Raw genomic sequence first — 24,462 nt, 5'->3', positions numbered from 1 at the left:
AACCAAGGTTTATTTTCAATATTTGGTTGGTATCAGGACTATGAGTCAATTGCATGGATATATACCTAAATCTGACGCTGCTAATTCGAGCTTTAAACGCTGAGTCCAATTCATGCTTAAACGTTCGCACCACAAAGCATGGTAAAAAAATGAGACTGCCTGTGAAAAATTGATTCCACTAATACCGGAGGAAATATCGATAATGTCGCTGGTTCGACAATGTCGGTCATCAGATAAACAGCCAATAAAATTGCTCAACCATTTTTCAAATAGGGAGTGCAAAAAGGGTTGTATCTGACGGTGACGAAAAAGGGCTTCAAGATTCTCGCTTTTAACAGTGCGCAGTTCTGTACTCGTAACCATCTGATAATCAATATGTTCTAGCTCACAATATGCTTTTTGAATCGCTAATTTTTCCATCGTGCGCTCACGCAACGCATCGGATTCCTGTTTAACGGGGTGAGCCACACGTGAGCCATCAATTAATGTTGAAACAAAATCAATGGTTTGGACAATTGGTACACCTTGGGAACCTATGTAAACAGGATGTTTCACGCCCAGTTGTCTGGCAATTGGAATGGAGAACTCGAGAGGAATAGCATATTGCTCATAAATCTCAACAACATAGCGCATTTTCACAAGCGATAGATACATCCAGAGTTCGTTTTGTGACAGAAGGTGCATGACACGATTGGGCGTTGAAAAATGGGCTATTTTAGTTTTGACACCAGAACTTCGGACGTCTTCAACGCGCCAAAACGGTTCGTAAATTACCTCGTCTAGTTCAATACTGCGACGATGAACATCGAACCACTTCTGCTGTCTTTCAATTGTCATTTTACCTGTGCGTTTCATAACCCGCTCACTCCAAAACAGGAGAAATTGGAGTTACACAAGAATACATAACACTAAGATCACTACTAGACATAAGACCCTCACTAAAAATTGATTTGATCGCAATTTAGATGTAAAAAACAAAAAGGTCAACGCACTCTTTATTTGATATAAGTCATTGTATTTATTTTTAAAAAAGAAATAATTTATACTTTAATTTTTAAAAATAAGTGCTTTCAAACTCTTGGTTAAAAATGACGTCGAAAGCAATTTATCCCCTAATAAAAACTACGTTTTTTCTGCATTTATCATGGGGATAAACGATTTGTAATTGAAAAGAATATTGTTCGGAAAATGTACACCTGAAAAATCAATAATCGGAAAATGTCTAGAAAAGTGCTAAAAATATCGCCATAAATAATCTTCATAATTCAGGAAATAAGCACGTTATGAGTGGACAAAGATGAACAAAAATTAATGTTAAAAGCATTCTATTGAGCAATTAAGCACCCAATAACAACAAAAATACTGAAGTTTAAACAAAATATATGGGTAAGTTTATTCAATTCTTATTGAGCATCAACAAGAGAGGACATAGCCGTATTTAGACTCAATTAGATGAGCCTTATATATTACTAATGTTCCCTTTTTAATTATGACACGGTATTTCTCGATACAAAACCAAGTTGATTTTGTAATTAATTACAGTCAAATTACAGTTTACTGTAATTTATATCCAGGTATTCTTTGGTTAACTAAATAGTCATTGGATAAAATCATGGAAAAGTCACAACGTGGTGCAGTCTCTTCTGAAGAAACAATTTCCTTACTTAAGCGTTGTACAGAGGAAAAAACAAATAAAGCAGTTGCTAAGATAGCTGGCGTTGCTGAATCAAGAATATCTGAAGGGAAAAAAGGAAAGTGGAGATTATCTCAAGAACAAAAAGATAAATTGATTAACGAATTTGGCTTTGAGCAACTTCACAAGGGGAGATACATACTTGTACAGCGAGCTAAAAGTTTTGAATCAATGCTATCAAACATCAAAGTATATGATTTATTTCTTAAAACAGAAGAGTATTTCGCTAGTGAACAATTCAAAGAGTTTTTAACAGATATCAATATCGACGCATTGCTCGAACACTCTACCGCAAAAGACTGGTTTGCTTATATCTGCAGTCAACAGCAGAACATTATGTCTCAAGTAACGTCTAGAGTTCCGCATAAAGATCCGTTATCAAAATTGTTAGGCACAAAAGCTGCAGATATTGATGAAGACCTACGAGCAACAAAGTGCCCACCCATCTGCATTAATTATTCGGCAGAACATGATTTAGATGTACCTCCTAAATTTATTGATGAACAACAAGGAAGTAGCGATCTTCACAGGTGCATGTTCAATTTATGCAAAGATTACTTCGAAGGGAGTCATCATGAATACGATAGCCAATTTTGGACTCGGATGTACCTGCTCTGCTATCTCAAAGATCAAGGTGTAAATATTACAGATTTACTCGCTAAAACACATGACGAACGCAGTAAAATTAGCACAAATGAAATAATCATTAGCGGCCGAACAGTATGCAAAGAAAACGGTCAATTTGATCTACACAGTAACCAACTAATTAACTCATTATTAAATGAAACCTGGGATCGTCAAACCATAGAAAGTCACCGTCTCAATATCGAGCCATGTACTCTCGATATTGAGTTACTGATAACCGACTCTAATCGATATTTTTTACTCGTTAACTTGTACCTTCCATCTTGTAGAGGAAGATCTTTATCAGCCAATTTACAACATACGTTTTTAATTGGAGAAATCGATAAATCAAAAATAATTGACGAGTTAATTACCATCTACGACTGCTGCGGTATAAGACAAAATCCTTATGAAATTAGACACCTTCTCGCTAAGGAAGGTGCACTAATATCTACAGCAGAATATATTTATTAGTCATCGTTAAGGAAAGGGAAATGACAAATCAAATTCAATGTGCCAATTGTTACTGCACACTCTATTTCACTGGGGAAAATGGGGCATCGGGTGTCACGGGAGAAATATGTCAATCGTGTCAAAGCGAACAAGAAACGCAAGATGACGATGATTAATATGTATTAACACAAAAGCCTAATTACAAGAGCTTGATATCACTGCAGATCGCGAACGTTTTATGAACAAATTGAGTGTATTTATCAAACTACGTTTGTTCGGAATGTTATCACCTCAAGAATGATTGGAATTGATTCTATACTGAAAACATTCATTGTGAGCAAAAAACACACACTCATGTGGTTGCCCTGGGCACAACAGGATAAAATATTTTCCAAAAGACTATGGTGGACACCTGTTAACGAATAAAAACTCTTATCTGAGCAACACGTATTTAGGATGGCCTTTAAAATAAGAGTACATACATATAGAAAGTAGAACTTAGTCGGTAATAAAAATCCCCCTATATACCAAGGAGGATAAAATGTATGTTAATTTGATAGATAAGGATTAAAAAGATTTAAAGGATTTTGGTCATAAAATCTTGGATATACTTATCATCAAGACTGTTAATCATTTCCCGAATAGTATTATGTTCTATCTTTATCCCTAACGCAGTTTTAGCAATATTTATAGCCTCTTCTTTACACCCATGGTGATCATTCTCTAAAGTCACTATAATTTTTACAAACGCTTCTTTCATTTCCGGACTCATAAACAATTAATCTCCTAAATACACATGCTATTTGTTAATAATTGAGACTCTTCACTTTCAGTTCTTCGACTAGAACTCACAATGAAAAATCATAAAATAAATCCTTCGAGTTTACCAATAAAAACGCAGGTTACATACGGATAGAGGCAGTAGCTAGTGCCTAACTTCTAGTGTATAATCGTAGCATACAATACTATAACCTAACCTGCTAAAGGCTTGTTGAGCATTATGACCATTGAAATTTATAAAGAATTTACTTTTGAATCTGCACATAAACTTCCAAATGTGCCTGCAAATCATAAGTGTGGAAGGTTACATGGTCATTCATATAAAGTAAGACTTCATCTAACTGGCGAACCTGACCCACTACTGGGCTGGTTTGTTGATTTTGGGGACCTTAAAGAAATATTTAAACCTGTATATGATCAGCTAGACCATAGATATCTCAATGACATAGAAGGCCTTGAAAATCCTACTGCCGAGGTTATAGCTGTATGGATTTGGCAGAAACTTATTCAACGTTTACCTCAATTAAGTGCTGTCGAATTGATGGAAACATGTACATCTGGTGTTATTTACAGAGGAAAATGTTCTTGAAAGTTCATTTGATAACGAACTGCACGAATGGGAAGCGAAAACACCTCCAAAATAAGGTATCTTTTGCTGATATTTTGAATAGGGATATGCCAAATATTAAAGATTGGGTTGATGCAATTTCCAGCAACAAAAGTAGAGATTTGGCAATAAACACATATGCCGGGGATCACTGGAAGGTAGCTAAAGACATAAATTCAAATGGAATACCACTTTGGATTCTATCGGCTGGTTTTGGCTTTATTTCCGGACAAGATAAGATTTGTTCCTATGATGCAACATTTAGTAGTAGTAACGAAAATTCGGTTAGTTTGTTCTCAAATACAAATGACAGCAATCAAGACAATATCACTTGGTGGGAACAGTTACACTTAAACCGGACCCAAACATACCAACACGATATAAGTTCAATGGTTAAAAGCCATCAGAACGACAATTTTTGTATATCGGCTTCACCTCAATATTTGAAAGTCATTTTTCCTGAACTTTTAAAGTTACAAAAGTCAGGTTATGTTACAGAAAAGAATACAATTATCATTACGAGTAGAGTTGAACTGCCACCAAGCCTACAACCACTGATGCGAATAGCAACCGAAGACTTTTGTGAACTACTACAAGGAAGCAGGATTTCATTAAATATTCGATTGGCTAGATATTTGTTGAAAGACTTAAATTTAGCTGATGATTTTATAAGTCAGGTAAATAAAAAATACTTTCAACTACAGAAGTTATCTAAACCAGCAAAAAAATTTGATAGAATCAAATTAAGCGACGATCAAGTTGCTGATTACATAGGTGGAATGTTAAAAATCGACTTTCAAAATGCATCTTCAACCGCACTATTGAATGCTTTTAGAAGTGATGGTTTTGCCTGTGAACAAAAAAGGTTTGGGAAAATTTTCAAACGCATACAAGAGAATCATAAGTGAACAAAGTTAAGTTTTATTTCCCTGACAGTCATGATTATGTAGATCCAACTTTTGACTTTGAAAAAGAAACAAGTAATGAACATAGAGTGATCCAAAGAGATGATAAATATGCTCACGAAATTTTTTCACAACCTGTATATGATGGAATACTTGTATCCAAGGCAATTGTAGATGGCCTTAGTGGAGTAAAGGGTCGATATTCTGTAGCTCAAAGACAACGATTTTTTCGTGAAGGAATTTACAAATTTTTTAGATTACCTAAATCATACTCTACGATAGGGGATTGCGGTGCATTTAGCTATGCGAACCATGAAGTTCCTCCATATTCGATACATGACGTAATCGAATTCTATGTAAACTCAGGATTTACATACGGTATTTCACTCGATCATATTATTTTTGAATTTGCAAAATCCCAAAAAGAATCGAGCACAAAATTTAGTTCTGAACAACTCATCGAGTGCAAGAGAAGAAAAGAAATAACTCTAGAGTTAGCTAATCTATTTTTTAAAGAAAGTTTATCCCAATCTTATAAACCATATGGCGTTGCGCACGGTTGGGATCCTGAATCATATACTGATTCGGTAAATAAACTGCAATCTATGGGCTACACAAGGATTGCCTTGGGAGGCATGATCCCCCTAAAAACCAAAGATATCCTCTCAGTCCTAGAGAAAGTAAAAGAAGTCAGACTATCTGATACTCAATTCCATTTACTAGGCATCAATAGATTAAATCATATCAAAGAGTTCGCATCTGCTGGAGTTAGTAGTTTTGATTCTACAGCTCCATTAATGCAAGGACTTAAAGATGATAAGTTCAACTATCACACTCATGGTGATAACTATACTTCTATATCTGTTCCTCAAGTTGAAGCAAATAACTCTATGCGCAAACTAGTAGCCTCAGGAACAGTTGACCATGATGAAGCAAAAAGACTAGAAAAATCTTGTTTGCAGGCACTTATCAAGTTTGATAAGGGGTTAGAAGACAAAAAAATAGTCTTAGATCGATTATGTGAATATGAAAAATTATATAATCCAAAAAAATCACGACGAGATGCGATAGAAACAGCATTAACAGAACAACCTTGGAAAAGCTGCAACTGTGATGTATGCCAAGATATTGGCATACATGTGATGATGAAAAGAGGTGCCTCTCGCAATAGAAGAAGAGGATTTCACAACTTATATATCGCATATCAAAAGCTTCAAAAAGAGCTTTCCTTAATCAAATAGGAATATTCCATGAAAGAGTTAAGAGTACCGGCGCTGAAAATTAAGCAAGGGCCAGATAGAGAATTATTCAGCTTTTCTGTAAAAGGGAAAGACATTGAATCGATAGCTGCAATATCAAGAGTTAAGAGGCATGAAAATGAGTTAGTCGGTTATCAAAGACCTGAGGTTTCTAACCATATAAGAGAAATCAAAAGATACCTTGAATCTGATAATCCCATGATACCTAATGCTTTAGTTATTGCATTTGATGATAGAGTAAAATTTGAGTTAGCTAGCCCAGAAAATACAGAATTTGGCTATTTAATAATACCGATCGCCAATGACGATGAAGACAAACCTGGTTGGGTTGTTGATGGACAGCAACGTGCAGCTGCACTTAGAGACGCAGAAATTGGTGACTTTCAAATGCCTGTAAGTGCTTTTATAACTAACGATGCACAGGAACAACGTGAACAATTCATTTTAGTTAACTCAACGAAACCTCTACCTAAAGGGTTAATATATGAGTTACTTCCTTATACCGAAACAAAGTTGTCACTAACTCTTCAAAAGAAAAGATTTCCAGCTAAATTATTAGACAAGTTGAATCATGGCGAAGATTCGCCGATGAAAGGAATGATAAAAACAGCAACAAATCCTGATGGTATGATCAAAGATAACTCAATACTCAAACTAATCGAAAGTAGTTTAAGCGAAGGCGCTCTTTATCGCTTTAGAGATCCAAGTACTGGGTTAGGCGATGCCGATAAAATGGTTAATTTGTTATGTAATTTCTGGGAAGCAGTTGCAGAAGTATTCCCCGATGCTTGGGGAGTAAATCCCAAAAAATCTCGTCTAATGCATGGCGCCGGCATAACGGCATTAGGTCATCTAATGGATGCTATTTCTGAGAGATATCATACAGAAGAACGAGAAGAGATAACCTCATATACTCACTTTAAAGCAGACTTGATAGAACTTTCAGAATTCTGCAAATGGACTAACGGTTATTGGGATTTTGGTACAGACCAAAAAGTAAAATGGAATGAGTTACAGAATATTAGTAAAGACATTCAAATATTGACTAACTATTTACTTAGAAAATATAGAACTGAAGTTTGGAGCTAATTAATATCTGCGATTTGAGTCCTCGCCATCGCAATGTGGGTAGTATACAAATTTCTGTATCATTTCTTTAACTTATATCCAGAAGAGATGATATATGACAACACCCACTTTTGGTATTAATGTTGCAATTCAAGGTCTGCTTAAAAGTAAAGCCTTACGGGCAAGGATAGCATTTTAAGCACTTTGATTAAGCAACCTACTAAATCTGCGTTGGCGGAACTAGATGTCTACTTGGAGAGCACTGAAGATGCTAATCGTAAGAACGGTAAAACCACAAACCGGTTAAAAACCCAATCGATAAATTCGAATCAAACACGCCCTGATACAGACTGTTTTAGGTACTATTAAGAAGCGAAGCCTCTATTCTATTGATGTGGTATTACTATTTTTAAGTCCAGACATGGCAATTATCCTCGGATGTAAAGGTCTAAACAGTGCTTGTTTCCAAACAACTAGCTACATTTGACTCTACCTGTTGCCAGAGTCTTCGCAACGGCACTTGTGCTTTTATCGAAAGCTTAATTTTGACAGGTGCCGCCTCAAGCCATTCATACAAACTCATCAACTCGGACTCATGGCAGTTTTGAGCATAATTCAGCACTTGACTAACGGTCTGTTCTTCGTAAGTTAAATTGACGACATCTAAAACTTCTACTAACATCACTTTTTGTGCATTCATACTAATGTCTCGCTCAAGAAGTTGACGTAACCAAGCCTTGTCAACATAACTACCGACCTTTTCCGCAAAGCCTTCTATATTTAAGGTGTATGCCAAAATAGCCCATAGATACCAGTCTGACTCAGTATCAAAAGAAGGTGTAATTGTTAGTAAAGGACAAAAATCTTGTGCACTGACATAAAGAGAAGGCCAATCGACCTCAAAGTTTTTTAGGGCCTTTTCATCCTCGCACGACTGATAAACCAAGGCATTCATAATGGCCGTCACCACACCGCTGGAAATCACTTGGGACATCACGTTCCGCTCATGAGCAAAGCGAACTATGGTTGACCACTTCCGTTCTTTTTCAAGAAACATGAACTTCAACGTATCTTTGTTACGCCGTTCAAGTTCCTCTCTGGATATAATTTCACGATAGTGTAACTCCATCAGATCGAGATCATTATCTTTGTAAGCTTGGATAAATCCTTTTATCAACATTCCTATAGACTTATTAGAGTCTTGTTTAATGACTGGAGAACTCTCGAAACGAGAGATCATTTCCTCTAGTGCTGATTGCATTTGTTCAAAAGCATACGGAATAAATTTTCGGTAATTATCTTTGTCAAATTGAGTGTGTTGTTGACTCCATATTGAAACCTTTAAGAAGCCATGTGGCCATTGCTCAAGTAACACTGACTCGAACTGATACTCTGCCTCTTTGCATTTCCGTGCATACTTGCAACAAAACCTTGGTAAGGCACAGTTAAGCCAATCTTTGGTGTGCTCCATTAACTCCTCTGTTTCGCATAAAACATAGAAGGTAGGGTCACAATTTTGTGGGTAACCAACCAGATATTTAATCTTACCGGGCCTTAGAAGGACTGATTTTGCTAGTTCGACTTTATTACTATATTTGCTTTCAAGCGTAATCTTGTTATCACCTTCAAAAAAACTAAGCAAAATAGACTCAATACCAGTCATCATCGTCCTCCGTACATTCTTCTTTAGCCTGCACGTCTTTAAAGTACAGATCTTCATAGGTATTTCTTTTTTCTGCTATTTGGGCTGGATTAGTAGTATAAGTAATACACTCATAATTTACCGTTGCCCCAAAATAGGTGAAGTTCATTGAACCACGGATCAGCGCGCAGTCGGTCAATAGTCCTTTTTCGTGGAGATCTTTCAGTTCAACCACTTTAAACCGGGAAGGATAATTGCAGAGATTTTGCTCTAGTTGATGCATTTTCTCTCTGTTCTCCCTAATCGCTAATTTCAGCGTAGCTCCAACCTCTACACAGTTTTGAAGAAGTTCAAAGAAATATACCTGACGATGTCCCCATCTCGGGTTAACGGCGTCGAAGTTTCCTGTTGTGTTATCTAGAACCGGAAAATCAGAAATCCAGGGGCTTAATATATATATCACACCGGGGTTTAATGATTCCGCCACCAGCAAAGACGAAAGCAGATCCTTTATATGTGCTCGTCCAATAGCCTCTTTAGTTTCGATAGAGCGCTCATCTTGTACAATCATTGTAAAATGTCTCTCACTTCTACGGTCACATGTATCGAAGAGAATTGGGTTTGCAACTTAGTTATACGTGGATAGAACAGCATTTTATTGTACTCCAACATGCTGACATTTAATTGACTAATCACAGCCTTCACAGAGGTTCTTTGATAATCTGTAAACACCAAGATGCCTTTTCCTGTGGTTTGCAAAGAATTTGACAATGTCAGTTCCCATTCACCACTTTCATCGTAGTCCACCAATGTTTCTGTATTTGTAATGACTTTCGATAGCAATAGCCGTTCAGTTTTATTTTTGGTGGCACTAAACGGGTTATAAAAGGCTAACTCTTGCTCGCGGATCATTGCCCCTCTCTGCCACATACGAGCCTGAATACGATTTTTCTCTCGGTAAACATCGCTATAAGTCCCACCCAACTTGGCCGCAAGCATGTAAGATGCTATATGTAGAGGGAGTTCAAGATCCCCCCGTTCTTCATAGTCCGTCCATTGCTTCAGGAGTTCAGCTAGTCGCAGATCTGACTTTTCATTAGCACCGCTTTTTAATACTCTCGAATATAAAACGCTCTCCCAAGTATGAGTGGGTAATATGCCGAGTTTAGCAATCTGCTGTTTTAATCTTTTTGTATTTTCTGAACGTTCAGTCAGTGATCGCGCGCTACGTACCTGATTAAGGGTGTCACGAAGTATTATGTTACCTTTCAACTCATTTAGAAAATACTGCAGGTCGAAATTCACCTGTTCGTACTCCCCGATTTCAAACGCATGAGTCAAGTGCCCAAGTGTGCGAAGTGGGTCTTCCTTAAACGTCTCTTTAAACTTAGTGATATAACCAATTCCACCAACTTCATTTTCATTTACCCATACGTTGAGTTGTTCTCCGTCCCAGCGATGATCCATGCTAAAGGATTGCTCCGATACGTCTGAGACTAACTTCAGGAACATGGCATTAATGCCCCCGCACAAGGTTTGTCCCAGTAAGTCTTTAGCCCAGAGGTAATAAGCAGGGTTATCTGCATAATCTGTCTCAAGCCTTAACGCCTCTTTCATCTCATGCAAATTGTTTTCTTCGGCAAAGTACTCAGTTAGGCGCTTGTGAAGATCTTGCTCTTCATCGTTACCATCCGCGGTTTCTCGTCTCTGAAAAAGCCCGTTAATAACCCCGTAGACAACTTGCTTTCCATCCTTTGAATAAAGGTACTCAAAGGACCTATGTAATAGTTGCCCATTCTGTTCACTTAAAACAAGCAACGAACATATCAGGCATTCGAATACCCAGTTTGCAAAGAAATAGTTATCTTTGTAAGTGTCTGAATTAACGAACTCATACTGAAGATATTGGTAATACAAGGCTTTTTTATTTTGCTGGTGAAGAAGAAGGCCCTTTATATCTGCTTCAGAAAACCAGAACGAAAATTTGGCGCTATCTACCCATAACTTGGTACCGATAGCCACAGGCTTACCTTCAAGCGTCCATTTGAAATTGACATTAGCGTTATCACCGCTAGAAAATGGAATGCTTGCCTTTGCGCCAGAGCAAAAGCGCACTAACTCCACAGGAGTAGAACTGTCGTGAGTAAAAAACTCGATACCGTGCAGCACATTGTACCACTCAGTATTCTCAGGTACCCCAATGCGACTAAGCGATTTAGGTTCTGAGATATCAAAATTCCATTGTGAAACGCTACTGCTTTTGTTGCCGAGTGCCGGATTAGTTGAGCGCTGAGTTCGAATAAACCTCGGTTGGTATACCTGAATAATCTCACCATCAAACAGAATGTCTTCCTGGTGAATCTGTTTATTGATACTGCCAAATGCCTCTTCGATATTGAATTCAACATCCAACGTAGTATCTGGTAATGGATTAAAGTCTGCAGGTACTAGCCAGTCTGGTACATTCAAAGATTTCACTGTATAGCGCTTAGACATTCGGCCTGGCGCAAACTCTTTTAATGCTTGGAAGAAGGCCATTAACTCGCTGTTTGTCCGGGGTTCATTTTTGGTTGAACGATCCAATGCAATAGTCAGCGCTTGTGTATCTAGTGCAGAAAACAATTGTGAAGAAATATACTTAGGCATTGGGCCAGACTGCTGTTCGACCAAACTATCCCAACGTTTTCCTTTGGCCCCCCATTTGAACTGCAAGTTCTGTCGCAGTTCAGGCAGAAAGGACATCATTATCGAACGAGGCGGCGCCCACATCACCACTTTAACCTGCTCATCACTCAAGGCAAGCGTACTTTGGACATAGTCAGTCAACAGGCGTATTTTTGCCTGCGATGTAATTGCATCAGTAACGGCATTCTTAAGTTGCAGCAGGCTTTTCTCATTAGCAAGTTTTCCGAATTTGTTAGTTCGATTTGGATCCCTTAGCACAGCCCAAACATTTACCCGATCCAACCGGTATTCTTTCACTAACCACTCTAGTGTAGCGAGCGCAGCATGCATTTTATGTATGTGAGAGTTTTCAATTGGCAACTTTGTCGTTTTAACCTTTGGATCAATTAATTGTTCGTATTGCTGAAACGCAATTCGATCCCTACCGAAGTCTGACAAGATGGTATACATCCACGGACGCATGCCACGCCGTCGACCAGCACGCCCCTTACGTTGCAAATAAGAAGCAACATTACGTGGTGCTTTATGCTGAATGACAAGGCCTACATCAGGGTCGTTATACCCCACTTCCAGTGAGGCCGTTGCGACCACCACATTCGCTGTTTGACTAATTCCACTGTCTTGGCTGGATGTTCTTTCTACCTGTGTAGAGTCTGATAAGTTGTGGCCAATTTTCTCAGCAGAAGACCAATCCAATCCTAACGCCTTTTGAACCTCTTGGTTATAGTTTGGGTTGTATGGTGAACGCAACCAAGCGAGTGTTGAATCGTCTCCCTCTCTGGGTCTTATTTCACCGTAGAAGTCTTTGTTACCTTCCGCATCTAGATAGTCATTGTAAAGACGGTTAATCACATCAAGATCATCAGTAAAGACAAACGCCTTCTGCCCAAAGAGACCTTGCGATATATTCTTCTCCGTCCCTTGGTGTCTATCCAGCAGGCGACTTCCCAGCATGGTTGCCTGAATCGTGGCAGATAATAAACCCGTTTGTGAAGCTGGATCGCCGCGCAGGGCCAACATATATTCAGCGCCTTCTTCCTCTAATTCATGATCGAAAGACTCAACCAATTCGGTCAAGTGGGATTTAGTGCCGGTCAGATCTGCAAAAAAATTCTTCGCGTCTGCCAAAGTAGCAGATAAACCAACAAAATGCGGTTTGATTCCACTGAACTTCATCCAGCGCTTCAGAAGATACGATGTTTGTGCGCCAGTACTCCCTTCATAGGTATGCACCTCATCTAACAATACCAATGGAATTGATTTTTGATCTCGAGTTACACCGAAAAGATGATTGAAGTAACCGTCACTAAGGCGCTGATTCAGCATCTCCGTGGTCGTAAAGAGGATATCTGGCGGCGATTGTTTCACGCGCTCTCTTGTCACCAGAATTTCGTCTTCAGGCAACACTGAATTACAGGAGAGACAAACAACCTGTTTAGAGGTTTTACGGAAACTAAGTGTGCCACCACAATGTATTCCATTTGTTTTTTGCGGGCAGACCATTGCTTCAAAAATAGCACCATCTTTGGTGTAACTTTCATAAAAGGTATCGCCATAGAAGGTGCCTATGGATATTTTTCGCCTACCTTTTGAACGCAGGTAGTCATCCAGTTTACGTGCTTCTTTATAGGTTTCTGCAAACTGATCTTTGAGCAGTTCCTTGCGAGGATAAATCGCCAGAATTCGAACTCGATGCTGATCATCTTGGAGCAAGTTTGCCGCCAACTTGGTTATAGCTGGGAGATAGAAAGACAGCGTTTTACCGCTACCCGTTCCCGCACAAACGATTGTCGCACTGGCATCCAATGTGTTCTTGTATTTATGCTTATCAAACTTTTCTAAAATACGCTCTGTCGAGCGCACCTGGAAACCTGACAACTGAAACCAGTCATCGCCATTATTAAGAAGATTGCTGAGTATGACTTTCTCATCTTCCGATTTAAGAAGTCTATTTTTTTCCCAATTATCAATCAGCGTTTTAGCATGCTGATTTCGCTTCGGGTATTGACGTGCCCGTTTTAAAAAACGAAAGTCAGAAATCAGAGGTTTGGTATCTTCCACATCTTTATTTCTAAACCACTGACGTGAAAGCACCTGGAGTCGAACGGTTTCAGCCATTCTTGAGCGATATTTCCTAGAGTCGACTTCAAATATAAAGCAACGACTTTTCAAAGCATCAAAATACTCATCGATAAAAATATCGTTGACGCCAGACTCTCGGATACTTTCCCGAATTTCAGATTCAGTCGAAGATACTTCGATATCCCCCCAAGATAAAAGTTCAGATTCCTTATTCTCGATCCTATCGAGTATTTCAATTAGCTTTTGTGTATCCATTGGCTTACTCACTAACGCTGCTTAATAACTAAGCTATTTAATTTATTATTATCCGCTAACCATTGCATGACGTCTGGAGTCAACATCGAAACAAGCGCAACACCACCGATGCGGTTCAACTCATCGAATAGTTTCTTCACACCTTCGGGGAGATTTTCAGTATTCATTTCGCCTTTTAATTCTGCGCACTTTTGTGCGAGTTGTTGAATACGCAGCAAACTAACGGAATCGAAATTAAAAACTTCAACTTGTTCATCGAAGTCTTTTTTTGCCCTGACATATCGATTGTAGATATCTACGTTACCATGCACTTTTTTCTGTTGTTCCAATATGAACTCATCCACTTGTGCAAGACTTTTTTTATCTTCGGACCAGCTACGCCATACCTGGTGGTGAGTATCCGAATACAATTTCGCAGTTTGCTTCAGCGCCTCAGTTAATGAGTAGAGTGTATTTTTTTCATCCGATATACTTTCGTGTTCGACTTCCAACCAGAGTGATTTAAAAGCTTGTAGATTCTCTGTCGTATGCAGCAAAGCATCCCCCCCTCCTTCAACAAACACCTCAACGTCTTCGATTTTTTTCAGGCACTCATGCTTTCTTGCTTCGCTTTCTATCCCTCTGGTTGCGCCATCTATTCGCTCTGAAATTGTCTTCATCGAATTTTTTATTTCTTCCAGACTGGCTGCATCTCTATAATAAACAATCTCTTGCTGCAGTTGTGCAAGTTGGTCTTTAAGACTCATCCTGACCTCCTATTGCCACTAGGCTTGCTTCCAGTACCGTCAAGCGGTCGTTGATCGCTTGCTTATAGTGTTCAACCTTGGTTGAACCATTTTCGTGATTAAACTTCTGAATAATTCTGATAGTTTGAGGGAAGATAGCTTTCCAGTCTTCGAGTACCTCTTTCCACTTTTTCAGTTCTTGTCCACTTATCTTGTGTAGTAACCTCAAGGGGTCATTACTGCCTTTAAGCCCCAAAACAGATTTAGGCGTCTCCGAGGTTACGATTTTTTGTAACCCCTTAACCCTGCTACGCACTGTTGCTATTTGAACATGGTACTTGGGTATCATCTCGTCGGGGATCTGTTTGTAAATCAGATCAAGCGACTCCAGAAGTTCCATTAGTTGTACTTTAGTCTCCGTTCCATCGAGATACTCTGCAAACAGTTGTGCCTCAGTATTAAGCTCACGAATGATAGGCAACAATTCGGAACTGCTACTAGATACTTCATTAATCATCTTATAGACGCTTTGGAAATCAATAGGGTGGATCGCATTATTTGTCCCCACTGAAACGGTACGCAACCACTTAGCACGGTTGCTATCCCATCCTTCAAGCCATCTGTCTAGCACTTCTTTGTGACGGTCGTTAATCGGATCAGCTAATTTGTCCTTAATATGCTCAGAGTTAAGCACAAGGTTACTGAGTCTCTGAGACTTAACCGATATATCAACGCCTAGATTATTTGCTAGCGCAATTTGTTGCTCTAAAGGCCTGACACCCGATTTTTTAGCAACTTTCAGGCAAGTTTTCATCGCAGACGGAACCCATTTACGCGCAAATTCTTGGTAATAAATGTAATCCTCAAAGCCTTCCGGGTAGTACCATCCTTTTGCTTGATCTGCTTTTGATTTTTCAGTTGGGTTATTTTCAGTAAAACGCAAAATGGCCAACATTTGTCTTTTCAAATCCATTGACTCTAGTGAGCCAGATAGTTCACCTTCAGCAAAAGCATGCACTACCTTCTTGTTGGAATTGTTGGTCGCCGATCCCGGAACACCAATATTGATAATCGAGCGCTCTTTTAGGACGTAATCAAGCAAACTTTTATTTTCTTGTGGCCCCCATTTACTCGACTTCTCAACGGAGTAGTCAGAGAAACCTTTGTGCTGTTCCAGCATTTGATATAGGCCTTGACGTAATTGATTACTTAATCCCTGATCTAATTGCGCTATACCTGCAAACCAATCATTCACCTTTATCTTTAACGCATTTTGAGCAGGACTCTCTTTGCTGGGTTCTAGCTTTTTTTGGGGCATCTCAATGGATGGTTCTGGTTTTAGAGGTGGTTCTACAAACGTAATTTTCCCGGTTGACGCCATGGTAGCATCTTCTTCAAAAATTGATGCATCAAGGCCAAACACATGGGCTTGCCCCGCACTAATCTGCGCAAAGTTATTCTCAGCAGATTCAGCATCGCTGTACAAAGACATAAAGCCAACAAGTCGCTTTGCCATCTCAGCATTAGAAACTTTATGTAAGATTTTCTGCGCTGTTTCGTCATGACGAAACTCATTTAACTGCCCTTCAAACCATGCACTCGGATACTGTCCATTTTGGAAGTTCTTATTGTGATCTCGAAGTATGGCCAGTAACACCTGTTGAATTGCTACGCGAGGATTGAAGCGAGGGCGACCACCACTAAACACATGTTTTTGAGCTAATTTTAAAATAGCTTGTTTATTGTAAGGAAACAGCGGAATACCATTTGGGGAATAACCAAACTCTTTAAGGATTTTGCTATCCGCATCGCTCAGGTCTTGATTCCAAATAGGAATACCTTCACTAACTTTTGTTTCATCCGAAAATTGCTTAATACCTTCTAAGCCATGGCGGGCTGCGTTGATATATCGTGCGCAAAAATCCAGAACCTCATCACCGGTAAAAGTAAGTTGCGGAAATTGTCGAATGTCATTATCAGACGGTAAGCGCCATTCATAGGTACCGCGTGTCCATATGGTACTTCTATGGCTTTGGTAGCTTTCTAGACCATCCGTTGCGGCGATGACAGACTTCATTCGGCACAAAACCTGTACACCGTCGTTTTGATCTTGTTCTAACAAACTTTCAATCAAAACGTCATCAATTGCGGAAATCGCAGCAAGGTCTTCCACTAGCACAACTAAGGTCTTATTTTCCGCCAATAGGTGCTTACGTATTTCTTTAAATAAGTCCTGGAAGTTACCGGTGCTAAACTGGAACAATCGGTTAAACATGAGCTTACATGCCCGCGCTATCGCTTGATTAGTAACTACAGATGCCATTTTACGTTTAGACTCATCAGACTCTAACTGTAAGTTCCTGTATGCAGTTTTTGCCTGACTGCCAAGATGAACAGAGACTTCTTCACTGGAAGAAAACAAAAAATCGCTTTCAGACAAATCAAAATGTTCGTCAAGTAGATCAGCATAACTCTTACTTTCGATTAATCTCGACACTCGGTTATTGATAACCGACTTTGCCCCTGAGAATTTTGCCTTAATGTGTGGGTCAGCGAAAAAGTGATTTAGTTGCGTGGAAAAATTAATTTTATCTCGAATTTGGGTTCTCTTTTCAGACGTTAACTTCCCTTCAGCCTGAAGAGATCGTCCTTCATTTCCCAGTTGTTCAGGCAGATTTTTTAACGCTTCATTGATGTGCGTAAATAGTAAGTCTCGGGTAGTTTCCTCACTTAGCGAGTTACTCACTTGGCCAATACGTTCACGAGCTTGCTCGAAAATCTCGCCATCTAGCCCTTTAAGCATGATACCCAGTACTTGTGAAAGACTGGCATTTTTAGGAATTCGAATAATATGCCAGCTTTCTGCTATTGCCTTCGGATGAGTATTCGCAACAGCATGAAGCCAACGAATCAAGTGCGACTTACCACTTCCTGATTCCCCTAATAGTGGAATGATGTCGTTTGTATTGAGCAGTCTCTCTAGCAAATCTTGCTGGGTTTTGACCTCTGGTGTTTGGGTGCCATAGTCAGTTGAAATTAATTTTGTCGGGTGGTGAACGGCAACGAGAAGTTTATCGCTCAGTCGTTCCGCTTCACTAAGAATGCAGTCGTGGACATTGACGTCAATCGGCCAGTACGCTTGAATACTCATTACACTACCTCACCAACAAAATGAATGTGTGTCACTTGCGTAACCTTAGAAGTCGGCAAACTTAAATCAAAACGTACAGTGCTATCTGAGCGTGCTTCCAGTCGGATCAGTTTCATCTTTTCCAATCGGAACAAAGCAAGGCTTAATGCAGACGACATTAGCAAGTTACCATGGTTAAAACTCATAGAAGGTCGTTTTTCATTCAGATAGTTAGGAAGATCTTCTTGATATGGCCCGAAATCAAAAATTGGGAGAATGCGATTTAACTTGTCCAAAAACTCCTGGATTGACAAGGTAGACTGGCTCTCAAAAATGTCGCTTAAATACCACATCACAAATCGTGTAGGGTCAACAATATAGGTATCTTTTCCAACAACCTCAAAAAAACCGAGAAAGTGACCGTAGTCCATAACACCAGATTCTTCTGACTTATTAAAAGTAATTCTGACATCGCCACTTTGGACTACACCAGACATCATTTCTCGGGCTTTACCTTGGGTAAGAAAATTCTGGTTTTGCAAGTTAGATTCTTCCTGATACAGGAAAAAGCACATAACAAAAACAAACGTACTGAAATCTCGTGAAAGCTCAGCGTTATTTCTAAACTCTTCCAGCGTAATACGTAGGTCACCATCAGGGTAATAATGCTGAGAGATCACATCCAAAATACGTTTAGGCAAATTCCGATGTGTGGCCGTAAGATCACTACATTTGTAACCTTTTTCGCTATTCTCAACTAGCGAATCCCACAGGCCGTATTCAGACCAAAAGTCCAACGTCTCTGTCATTTTATCTTTTGCGTTGGTATTTACACTGTACTTTCCAGACTCATCTTTCTCATTTTTCAAATAAAGGGATTCTGGCATTGCAGCCCCTAATAATTGTGAACGCGGAAAGTATTTACCTAGGTTTTTGGTGCGATATTTCGTCAGCAACTCATCGATAAGTAGCAGCGTCGGGATATGACTGCCTCGGTTTGCGTTATTTATAATTGCCATAATTATGAATTCACTATAGATGTCAATGGTTGTATAGAGTTATCCGACTCCCACCATTTACGATAAGGATGAACAGGGTCGTTAAGATGAGCGTTAGCTACAAAAATATTCGAATGTTTTTCTAGCCAATCATCCGGTAATTTTAACGCTTTAAAGTCGCTAACATCGTCTTGGATAATAAACTTCGGATAATCGTTAAGCGCGGATTTGTCGTTTAAATAGTCTGAAAGTGGAGCATAGAACCAAACAAGGAACTTCAGATCGTTTAAATAGGGCTCCGCACCTTTAAGGAATTGTTCAGAGCACACAAGCATATCTACGTTACCATCAAGCAGTGATCGTCTGAATGCTTTAATAATATCCTCTACTGCCTGAGTCGAAGATTCAAAATAGTACAATCTATTTTCAGGGTAATCTTCTGTTGGTTTTGTTACGCGAACACTCTCACCCACGAGAGAAAGTCGCTCTGGGGTATTATTGGTAACATCACAGGTTCCACATGCATTGATAGGCATGTATCCGTCTAGTTGATAACTGTTTTGTAAAATTTCACAAAGTTTGGCTTGGCCATTCACCCAACGCAATAAGTAACTAACTCGCTGATTTGCAGTGATAATTTCATGATTTCGGTGAGGAGTGACAATGCTTTCCCATGTTTCTTTAATTACATGTCGATCTTGCAATGTTTCAACTAAAATTTTGTTTGAAAAATCTTCCCAAAAAGCACGCTGATCTTCTTTATCACTCGACACAGGTGATACATCTGGATAGGAGAGGCGAATTAAGCCAGCACGCTGCATCAATAAGAGAGTTTTCCAGTTCCATATTTCATTGGCATCAGTGTTCCGCTCAATATGATTCGCCTGAGTACTAACACGAACCAGATAGATACCATCCGATATTTCAGTTCTGTGCTTCCACATAGACTGCCAACGTGCATAACCAATTTCTGTGCTAATTTTTTTATTTTGACTTCGGCGGTTTAACTGCTTTTCATGGTAAATAACTTCACAATACGCAGCTTTACCATCACGCCCACTACGACCGATTTCTTGATAAAACGCATCAATATTTTCGCTGATACCCGCATGGATAACTGTTCGCACATCACTTTTATCCATTCCAACACCAAAAGCAGAAGTCGCAACGATAATATCGACATCATTTTCACTCCAATCACGAATGACACGATTTCTTTCGTCGTCATTAGTGTCACCGGTAAATAGGCGAAATCGCGCAATCTCCAGTGCAGTTAAACGATTATAAAGGTCAGTACAATCAGCTTTTGTCGCACCATACACGATCAGAGGTTTAGGGCTAGATAATACCTTGTCGATAATATCGTCAAAATAGGTATCCTCAGTTACTTTTGTCTTTCGTGGAATCAACTCAGGGCGTAGAAATGCACCATTAACTAAAACTGGATGTTTCTCTGGCTGACCAAAGAGTGTATTGATGGTAGTTAATGTTTGTTCGGAGAATGTCGCTGAAAGGAAAACAGTTCTAAATACTCCGCCCATCTGTCTTAATGAATTCAAAAAGGCGCCAACTTTTTGAAACTCAGGGCGAAACGACTCTCCCCACGTATCAATAAGGTGGGCCTCATCAAAAATCACATTCTTCAGTTTTTGCGACTTTGTTATTTTAAACAGCGTTGGTAGAAGGCTTCCTACCATAGATTCTGGAGAGACAAACAATACCCGTTGCTGACCCGACAAAATATCCGTCTTTATCCGCGCCTTTACTTCCAGTCTCAAATCGCCCCGCCAGGCGTATTCTGACGCCACGGCAAAACCCATGTTTTGGATAAAGGTTTTCATTCTCCGAGCCTGATCTAGCGCCAATGCAGTGGTGGGGACAACAACGATGTTTAACTCATCCGTTTTTGAAAATGCCATCAGCGCCTCTGTCACAAGGGTTTTTCCACACCCTGTAGGCAGATTGACGATAACCGTAGCGTCAGTCTTTGATGAAAGCGCCGTTCTCACCGCTTCCTGTTGAACATGACTGGTATAAGTCGAATAAGGTAAGTTTAACTTTTTCAGGATCGGGTCATGTGCAGGTTCTACGGAGTAGCGCTTTTTAATCAGCGCATAAACAGGCTTTATATATTTTGACAAAGCACCGAGATCCAGAACTACTGACATTAACGTTGCATCAAACTTCAACCCACATTTCAGAGCAATATTAAACTGCTTTGGGGTCGGTCTGATCCCAAGGAAAAGGCTAGATTGGTTACCCTTGTTATCCCCAGCGAGCAAATCTTTAACTAAATACCAAAACTCATTGAGACTGAAATTAGGAGAGTCTAAAGCGCTTATTAACCGACTCTTAAATTGCGTTTCATTGAACACTTCAATATTGCGAAGAAGTTCCGTCTTCTTGTTTAATGGATAAATGTCCCAAAAGTGCATTACGAAAGCCCTCCAAGGAGGAGCACATACTTGATAGTTAAAAGCGTAGCTTTTGCTGTAATATCGTCAGCAAATTCTGCGCCTTCGTAAAACGCTTTAACAGCATCATCTTTACTTGCTCTATAGGCCTCATCTAACGCAGAATCAAAGCGTGTTTTATCTATCTGCTGTTCGACTAACGCCCAAATATCAACTAATTCCTGTTCGCCCGAAATTGTAATATTGGTGTCTTTATAATTAATCGGTTGATCACCATGGAACACGCGAGTGCCGCCATTGCTATATGGCGCGGTAATCAGTGTATTGATGATCGCTGTTGACTCCTGTTGACCCTTTTCTGTATAAACAGTAGAAATCACGATAGGAGGAGCCACAGAGTCCAACGCAATTTGCTCAGATTTAGATAAAAAGTCTGCTTCAACTAACCATTGAGGGATGAAAAACAATTTCGGCTCAATATTTCCAACTATCTGACGGATTATCGCACTGCTATTGCCAAAAGGAGAGGATTTAGAAACATCCGCAATAGCATCTACGAATGGTTGACCATACCTTAGCGGGTAACTGCCATTTTCAACACAACTCCTTCTCGAAAACGACAGTGCGCGAGTTACGGGTGCGTCGTAAGATGAAGATTCAAAGTCTATACCTACAATACATTTACTTAACAGGATGGATGAACTCAACTTGGTTCTTCCTGACTGGAAACGAAAACGATAAAGGTCTTCACCTTCTTTTTTTCTGTCAAAGAGAATTCCCGCCGTAATCCATTGACTTAGTGCGCTGGACTCTTCAAAAATTTCATCCGATTGGCGCAGTTGGGTTAAGATCTTTTCCGCTTTTTCGGCATCGAGATCAACCGTCGCCAATTTCGCAATAATCTCTCGACTTCGATAGATCTCTTTTGTGCATATTTGCAAGTCATAAATCGCGGAGTCTAAAGCGGAGTAGCCATTATCACGAATATTTGGCCAGACGAGTTGATCTAGTTTTTGGTCGATCTCATCTTGAATATTGGCACGATAGTATTCGAAACAACCAACACCTTCTTTCAGAACCTCAATCCACTTAGTGTAAAAAGTGTCTCGTGCGGGCGCCAAAATAAATGTATCAATAGGGCTAACACCTTTTGATAAAGCACTATATCGATTCAAGCGACCATTTCGTTGTTCTAGTCGGCTAAGCAAAATAGGCATGCTGTAATGAACTGAAAGACGCCTTTTACCTTGCAGGTTTAACCCATCTTCCCCTTTTTCATCACACACTAAGATGCGTATTTCATCATCTGAATTGAACTCGATAGCCTCTTTGGAACCATGCCGTTCAATACCCACATTTAGTTGCGCGGATAAATACTCGAATACGTTGTCCGCTGTTTGTTTTTCGCCACAGAAAATAACAGCTTTGCCGTTTTCATTCGCTGCTAACCATTCATCTAATGCCTCGCTCAGCGCCATATTTTTTTGGCTTTGCTCATCATCGGCCTGTGCCAACATGTGCTGCCAATGTTCAACTTCAGTCTCTGATAACTCATTTGTTGCCAGATACGCCCTAATTTTGCCCGCGAAGCACAATGGGCTTGTTAGCAAGGACTCTGACCATTGTTTAAAGTCAGAGACGGATAGTGTGAGAAATGACCCGAGATCAAAAATGGCTTCACTACGGTACTGCTCAAAAAGTTCATCTAGATAAGCTCCCTCTTCCGGCGCGCACCAATGAATCAACTCAGTAGGATTTAACCCAGGGAAGAGAGCCTCTATTTCACTGTGTTGGGCCGTTTCGAAGCCCGTTGCACGTGAGTTTCGCAACATTTTGTAATCATAGAGATATTTTCTTCCCAGATGATCCGCAAGTGCTTTGATCGCTAGGTCACGAGCAACTGAGTCTACTTCCTCAGCGAACATATCCACCAACGGTTTTAATGCAGCGCTAAGTTGATACAAATCATCGTCTCGTAAATCAAAGCTTTCGAGATCATCCAGCGCACTATCTATCAAACCATCATCGTTTTCAGGCTTGAATAGACGGTAAATCTCTCTGAGTCGTCCCTGCTGAGGTAAAGTCTGATTAAATGTTTCTATTGCTTGGTCGTTAAGCGGAAAATACTGTTTATTGAGTAGATGCAAAAGAGCAAAATAGGCTGATTTATGACCAGTCATTGGCGTTCCAGTCAATAGCAAGGTGATCTCCGCTTTATGCGAAAGTTCGGCAATTGCACCATACTGCGTCGTTTCCTTAAACCTGCCGCGAAAAGGGAAGCTTGAAATCTGGTGCGCTTCATCCACAACAACCATCGAAGGAACATCTGAGTACATAAGTGCTTCAGTAAAAGAACAAATATGGATCTTAGGTTCTATGTTGCCAGGATTCGTATTTAGCAGATCGCCAAGATGAAATCGTGTTGATAATTCTGTTTGCCATTGTCCAACCAAGGGAGGGGGGACCAAAATCAACACTCGACTATCATGCCCACGCTCAAGGACATGTTGACGAATGATAAAACCGGCTTCGATTGTTTTTCCTAAGCCTACCTCATCACATAACAAGTATTTTTTTTCTGTGTCTTTGAGTATTTCGTAGACAACGGCAAGTTGGTGCTTTTCTAACTCAACGGAACTTGAAATCAGCGAAGAGATGGAACGACAAGATCGTCTTTGTTCATAATAGGCTTGATAGAATGCTGATAAAGCACCGCAAATATAAGGAGGTGACGTTGCTTGTCCTTTTAGATATGCATATGGATTGTATTCGTTTTCTGGATTAGCATTTGGGACAAACAACTCAGTAAAGTCAAAAACATCGCGCAGACTACTGGAGAAGGTGACTAACGCCTGATTGCCTGGCCTTTCACCATCATAGTGACCAATTTTCCAGGTTTTCGAATTGGGAAACTGAACGAATACTTCTTCTCTAACCCCCAAAGATGTAACAACCTTAAGATCGCATAAAGCCACGTCAATAACATTTGCATAAGGAGTCAAGGGAGAACAAAAAAAACCTACAGATGCAGTCATCGAGTTTGAATCGATAGACTTAACCTTGCCTATTCCTTTGAAAACGTTGGAAGTAACAACTAAAGCACCAACAAATATTTCTGACATAATATCAATCACTTAAAATG

Annotated in this window: 15 protein-coding genes; 5 read left to right on the top strand and 10 right to left on the bottom strand. The window is 39.8% G+C overall.

Annotated features, from left to right (window positions below):
- Positions 1 to 45 precede the first annotated feature (45 nt).
- On the bottom strand, positions 46 to 855 hold the full coding sequence (locus AC19MV_RS12145) for a TnsA endonuclease N-terminal domain-containing protein (RefSeq protein WP_498307830.1): 810 nt from the start codon (positions 853 to 855) through the stop codon (positions 46 to 48).
- Positions 856 to 1,612: 757 nt separating this feature from the next.
- On the opposite strand from AC19MV_RS12145, the gene AC19MV_RS12140 reads away from it, so the two are divergent.
- Positions 1,613 to 2,791 (top strand): hypothetical protein, encoded by a 1,179-nt coding sequence (locus AC19MV_RS12140; RefSeq protein ID WP_498307829.1) that lies wholly within the window; start codon positions 1,613 to 1,615, stop codon positions 2,789 to 2,791.
- Between the two features lie 556 nt (positions 2,792 to 3,347).
- Here AC19MV_RS12140 and AC19MV_RS12135 read toward each other — a convergent pair.
- On the bottom strand, positions 3,348 to 3,542 hold the full coding sequence (locus AC19MV_RS12135; protein WP_498307827.1) for a hypothetical protein: 195 nt from the start codon (positions 3,540 to 3,542) through the stop codon (positions 3,348 to 3,350).
- Between the two features lie 228 nt (positions 3,543 to 3,770).
- Here AC19MV_RS12135 and queD point away from each other — a divergent pair, with 228 nt between their 5' ends.
- The 4 genes from queD (at position 3,771) to dbpB (ending at position 7,410) form a co-directional block, all read left to right on the top strand.
- The gene (gene queD / locus AC19MV_RS12130; RefSeq protein WP_498307826.1) at positions 3,771 to 4,139 is read left to right on the top strand and encodes a 6-carboxytetrahydropterin synthase QueD; all 369 of its coding nucleotides are present in this window, start codon (positions 3,771 to 3,773) and stop codon (positions 4,137 to 4,139) included.
- An 86-nt stretch (positions 4,140 to 4,225) separates the two neighbouring features.
- Positions 4,226 to 5,065 carry a hypothetical protein gene (locus tag AC19MV_RS12125; RefSeq protein WP_498307824.1) on the top strand — a complete coding sequence of 280 codons (840 nt, stop codon included), beginning with the start codon at positions 4,226 to 4,228 and terminating at the stop codon, positions 5,063 to 5,065.
- Complete coding sequence (dpdA, locus tag AC19MV_RS12120; protein WP_498307823.1) at positions 5,062 to 6,303, top strand: tRNA-guanine transglycosylase DpdA; 1,242 nt, start codon at positions 5,062 to 5,064, stop codon at positions 6,301 to 6,303. The genes AC19MV_RS12125 and dpdA overlap by 4 nt, the downstream gene beginning before the upstream one ends.
- A 9-nt stretch (positions 6,304 to 6,312) precedes the next feature.
- Positions 6,313 to 7,410 carry a DGQHR domain-containing protein DpdB gene (dbpB, locus tag AC19MV_RS12115; RefSeq protein ID WP_498307821.1) on the top strand — a complete coding sequence of 366 codons (1,098 nt, stop codon included), beginning with the start codon at positions 6,313 to 6,315 and terminating at the stop codon, positions 7,408 to 7,410.
- Between the two features lie 427 nt (positions 7,411 to 7,837).
- On the opposite strand, the gene AC19MV_RS12110 is transcribed toward dbpB, so the two are convergent.
- Genes AC19MV_RS12110 through dpdE form a run of 8 tightly spaced genes read right to left on the bottom strand, consistent with a single transcriptional unit; the run spans position 7,838 to position 24,454 of the window.
- Positions 7,838 to 9,055, bottom strand: a complete 1,218-nt coding sequence (locus AC19MV_RS12110) for a hypothetical protein (RefSeq protein WP_498307820.1) — start codon at positions 9,053 to 9,055, stop codon at positions 7,838 to 7,840.
- A complete protein-coding gene (gene dpdK, locus AC19MV_RS12105; RefSeq protein ID WP_498307818.1) occupies positions 9,039 to 9,602 on the bottom strand; it encodes a phospholipase D-like domain-containing protein DpdK in 564 nt (187 codons plus the stop codon). Before dpdK ends, AC19MV_RS12110 begins: the two co-directional genes overlap by 17 nt.
- Positions 9,599 to 14,053, bottom strand: coding sequence for a protein DpdJ (gene dpdJ, locus AC19MV_RS12100; protein WP_498307816.1), 4,455 nt, complete (start codon positions 14,051 to 14,053; stop codon positions 9,599 to 9,601). Before dpdJ ends, dpdK begins: the two co-directional genes overlap by 4 nt.
- Positions 14,054 to 14,064: 11 nt before the next feature.
- Complete coding sequence (gene dpdI, locus AC19MV_RS12095) at positions 14,065 to 14,799, bottom strand: protein DpdI (protein WP_498307814.1); 735 nt, start codon at positions 14,797 to 14,799, stop codon at positions 14,065 to 14,067.
- The gene (gene dpdH / locus AC19MV_RS12090) at positions 14,789 to 17,929 is read right to left on the bottom strand and encodes a protein DpdH (RefSeq protein ID WP_498307812.1); all 3,141 of its coding nucleotides are present in this window, start codon (positions 17,927 to 17,929) and stop codon (positions 14,789 to 14,791) included. Before dpdH ends, dpdI begins: the two co-directional genes overlap by 11 nt.
- Positions 17,929 to 18,927: a protein DpdG gene (gene dpdG, locus AC19MV_RS12085; protein WP_498307810.1), complete on the bottom strand. Its 999-nt coding sequence runs from the start codon at positions 18,925 to 18,927 to the stop codon at positions 17,929 to 17,931. Before dpdG ends, dpdH begins: the two co-directional genes overlap by 1 nt.
- A gap of 2 nt (positions 18,928 to 18,929) precedes the next feature.
- Positions 18,930 to 21,341, bottom strand: a complete 2,412-nt coding sequence (dpdF, locus tag AC19MV_RS12080) for a protein DpdF (protein ID WP_498307808.1) — start codon at positions 21,339 to 21,341, stop codon at positions 18,930 to 18,932.
- Positions 21,341 to 24,454 carry a protein DpdE gene (gene dpdE, locus AC19MV_RS12075; RefSeq protein ID WP_498307806.1) on the bottom strand — a complete coding sequence of 1,038 codons (3,114 nt, stop codon included), beginning with the start codon at positions 24,452 to 24,454 and terminating at the stop codon, positions 21,341 to 21,343. The genes dpdF and dpdE overlap by 1 nt, the downstream gene beginning before the upstream one ends.
- Positions 24,455 to 24,462: the final 8 nt, after the last annotated feature.

The sequence above is a fragment of the Shewanella sp. MF05913 genome (assembly GCF_059758095.1).
The sequence above is the reverse complement of the archived record's forward strand: the minus strand, read 5'-3'. Positions and strand labels throughout refer to the sequence as shown.

Coding starts and splice junctions, on each gene's coding strand:
- AC19MV_RS12145 (WP_498307830.1), bottom strand. CDS start 855: ATGAAACGCACAGGTAAAATGACAATTGAAAGACAGCAGAAGTGGTTC.
- AC19MV_RS12140 (WP_498307829.1), top strand. CDS start 1,613: ATGGAAAAGTCACAACGTGGTGCAGTCTCTTCTGAAGAAACAATTTCC.
- AC19MV_RS12135 (WP_498307827.1), bottom strand. CDS start 3,542: ATGAGTCCGGAAATGAAAGAAGCGTTTGTAAAAATTATAGTGACTTTA.
- queD (WP_498307826.1), top strand. CDS start 3,771: ATGACCATTGAAATTTATAAAGAATTTACTTTTGAATCTGCACATAAA.
- AC19MV_RS12125 (WP_498307824.1), top strand. CDS start 4,226: ATGCCAAATATTAAAGATTGGGTTGATGCAATTTCCAGCAACAAAAGT.
- dbpB (WP_498307821.1), top strand. CDS start 6,313: ATGAAAGAGTTAAGAGTACCGGCGCTGAAAATTAAGCAAGGGCCAGAT.
- AC19MV_RS12110 (WP_498307820.1), bottom strand. CDS start 9,055: ATGATGACTGGTATTGAGTCTATTTTGCTTAGTTTTTTTGAAGGTGAT.
- dpdK (WP_498307818.1), bottom strand. CDS start 9,602: ATGATTGTACAAGATGAGCGCTCTATCGAAACTAAAGAGGCTATTGGA.
- dpdJ (WP_498307816.1), bottom strand. CDS start 14,053: ATGGATACACAAAAGCTAATTGAAATACTCGATAGGATCGAGAATAAG.
- dpdI (WP_498307814.1), bottom strand. CDS start 14,799: ATGAGTCTTAAAGACCAACTTGCACAACTGCAGCAAGAGATTGTTTAT.
- dpdH (WP_498307812.1), bottom strand. CDS start 17,929: ATGAGTATTCAAGCGTACTGGCCGATTGACGTCAATGTCCACGACTGC.
- dpdG (WP_498307810.1), bottom strand. CDS start 18,927: ATGGCAATTATAAATAACGCAAACCGAGGCAGTCATATCCCGACGCTG.
- dpdF (WP_498307808.1), bottom strand. CDS start 21,341: ATGCACTTTTGGGACATTTATCCATTAAACAAGAAGACGGAACTTCTT.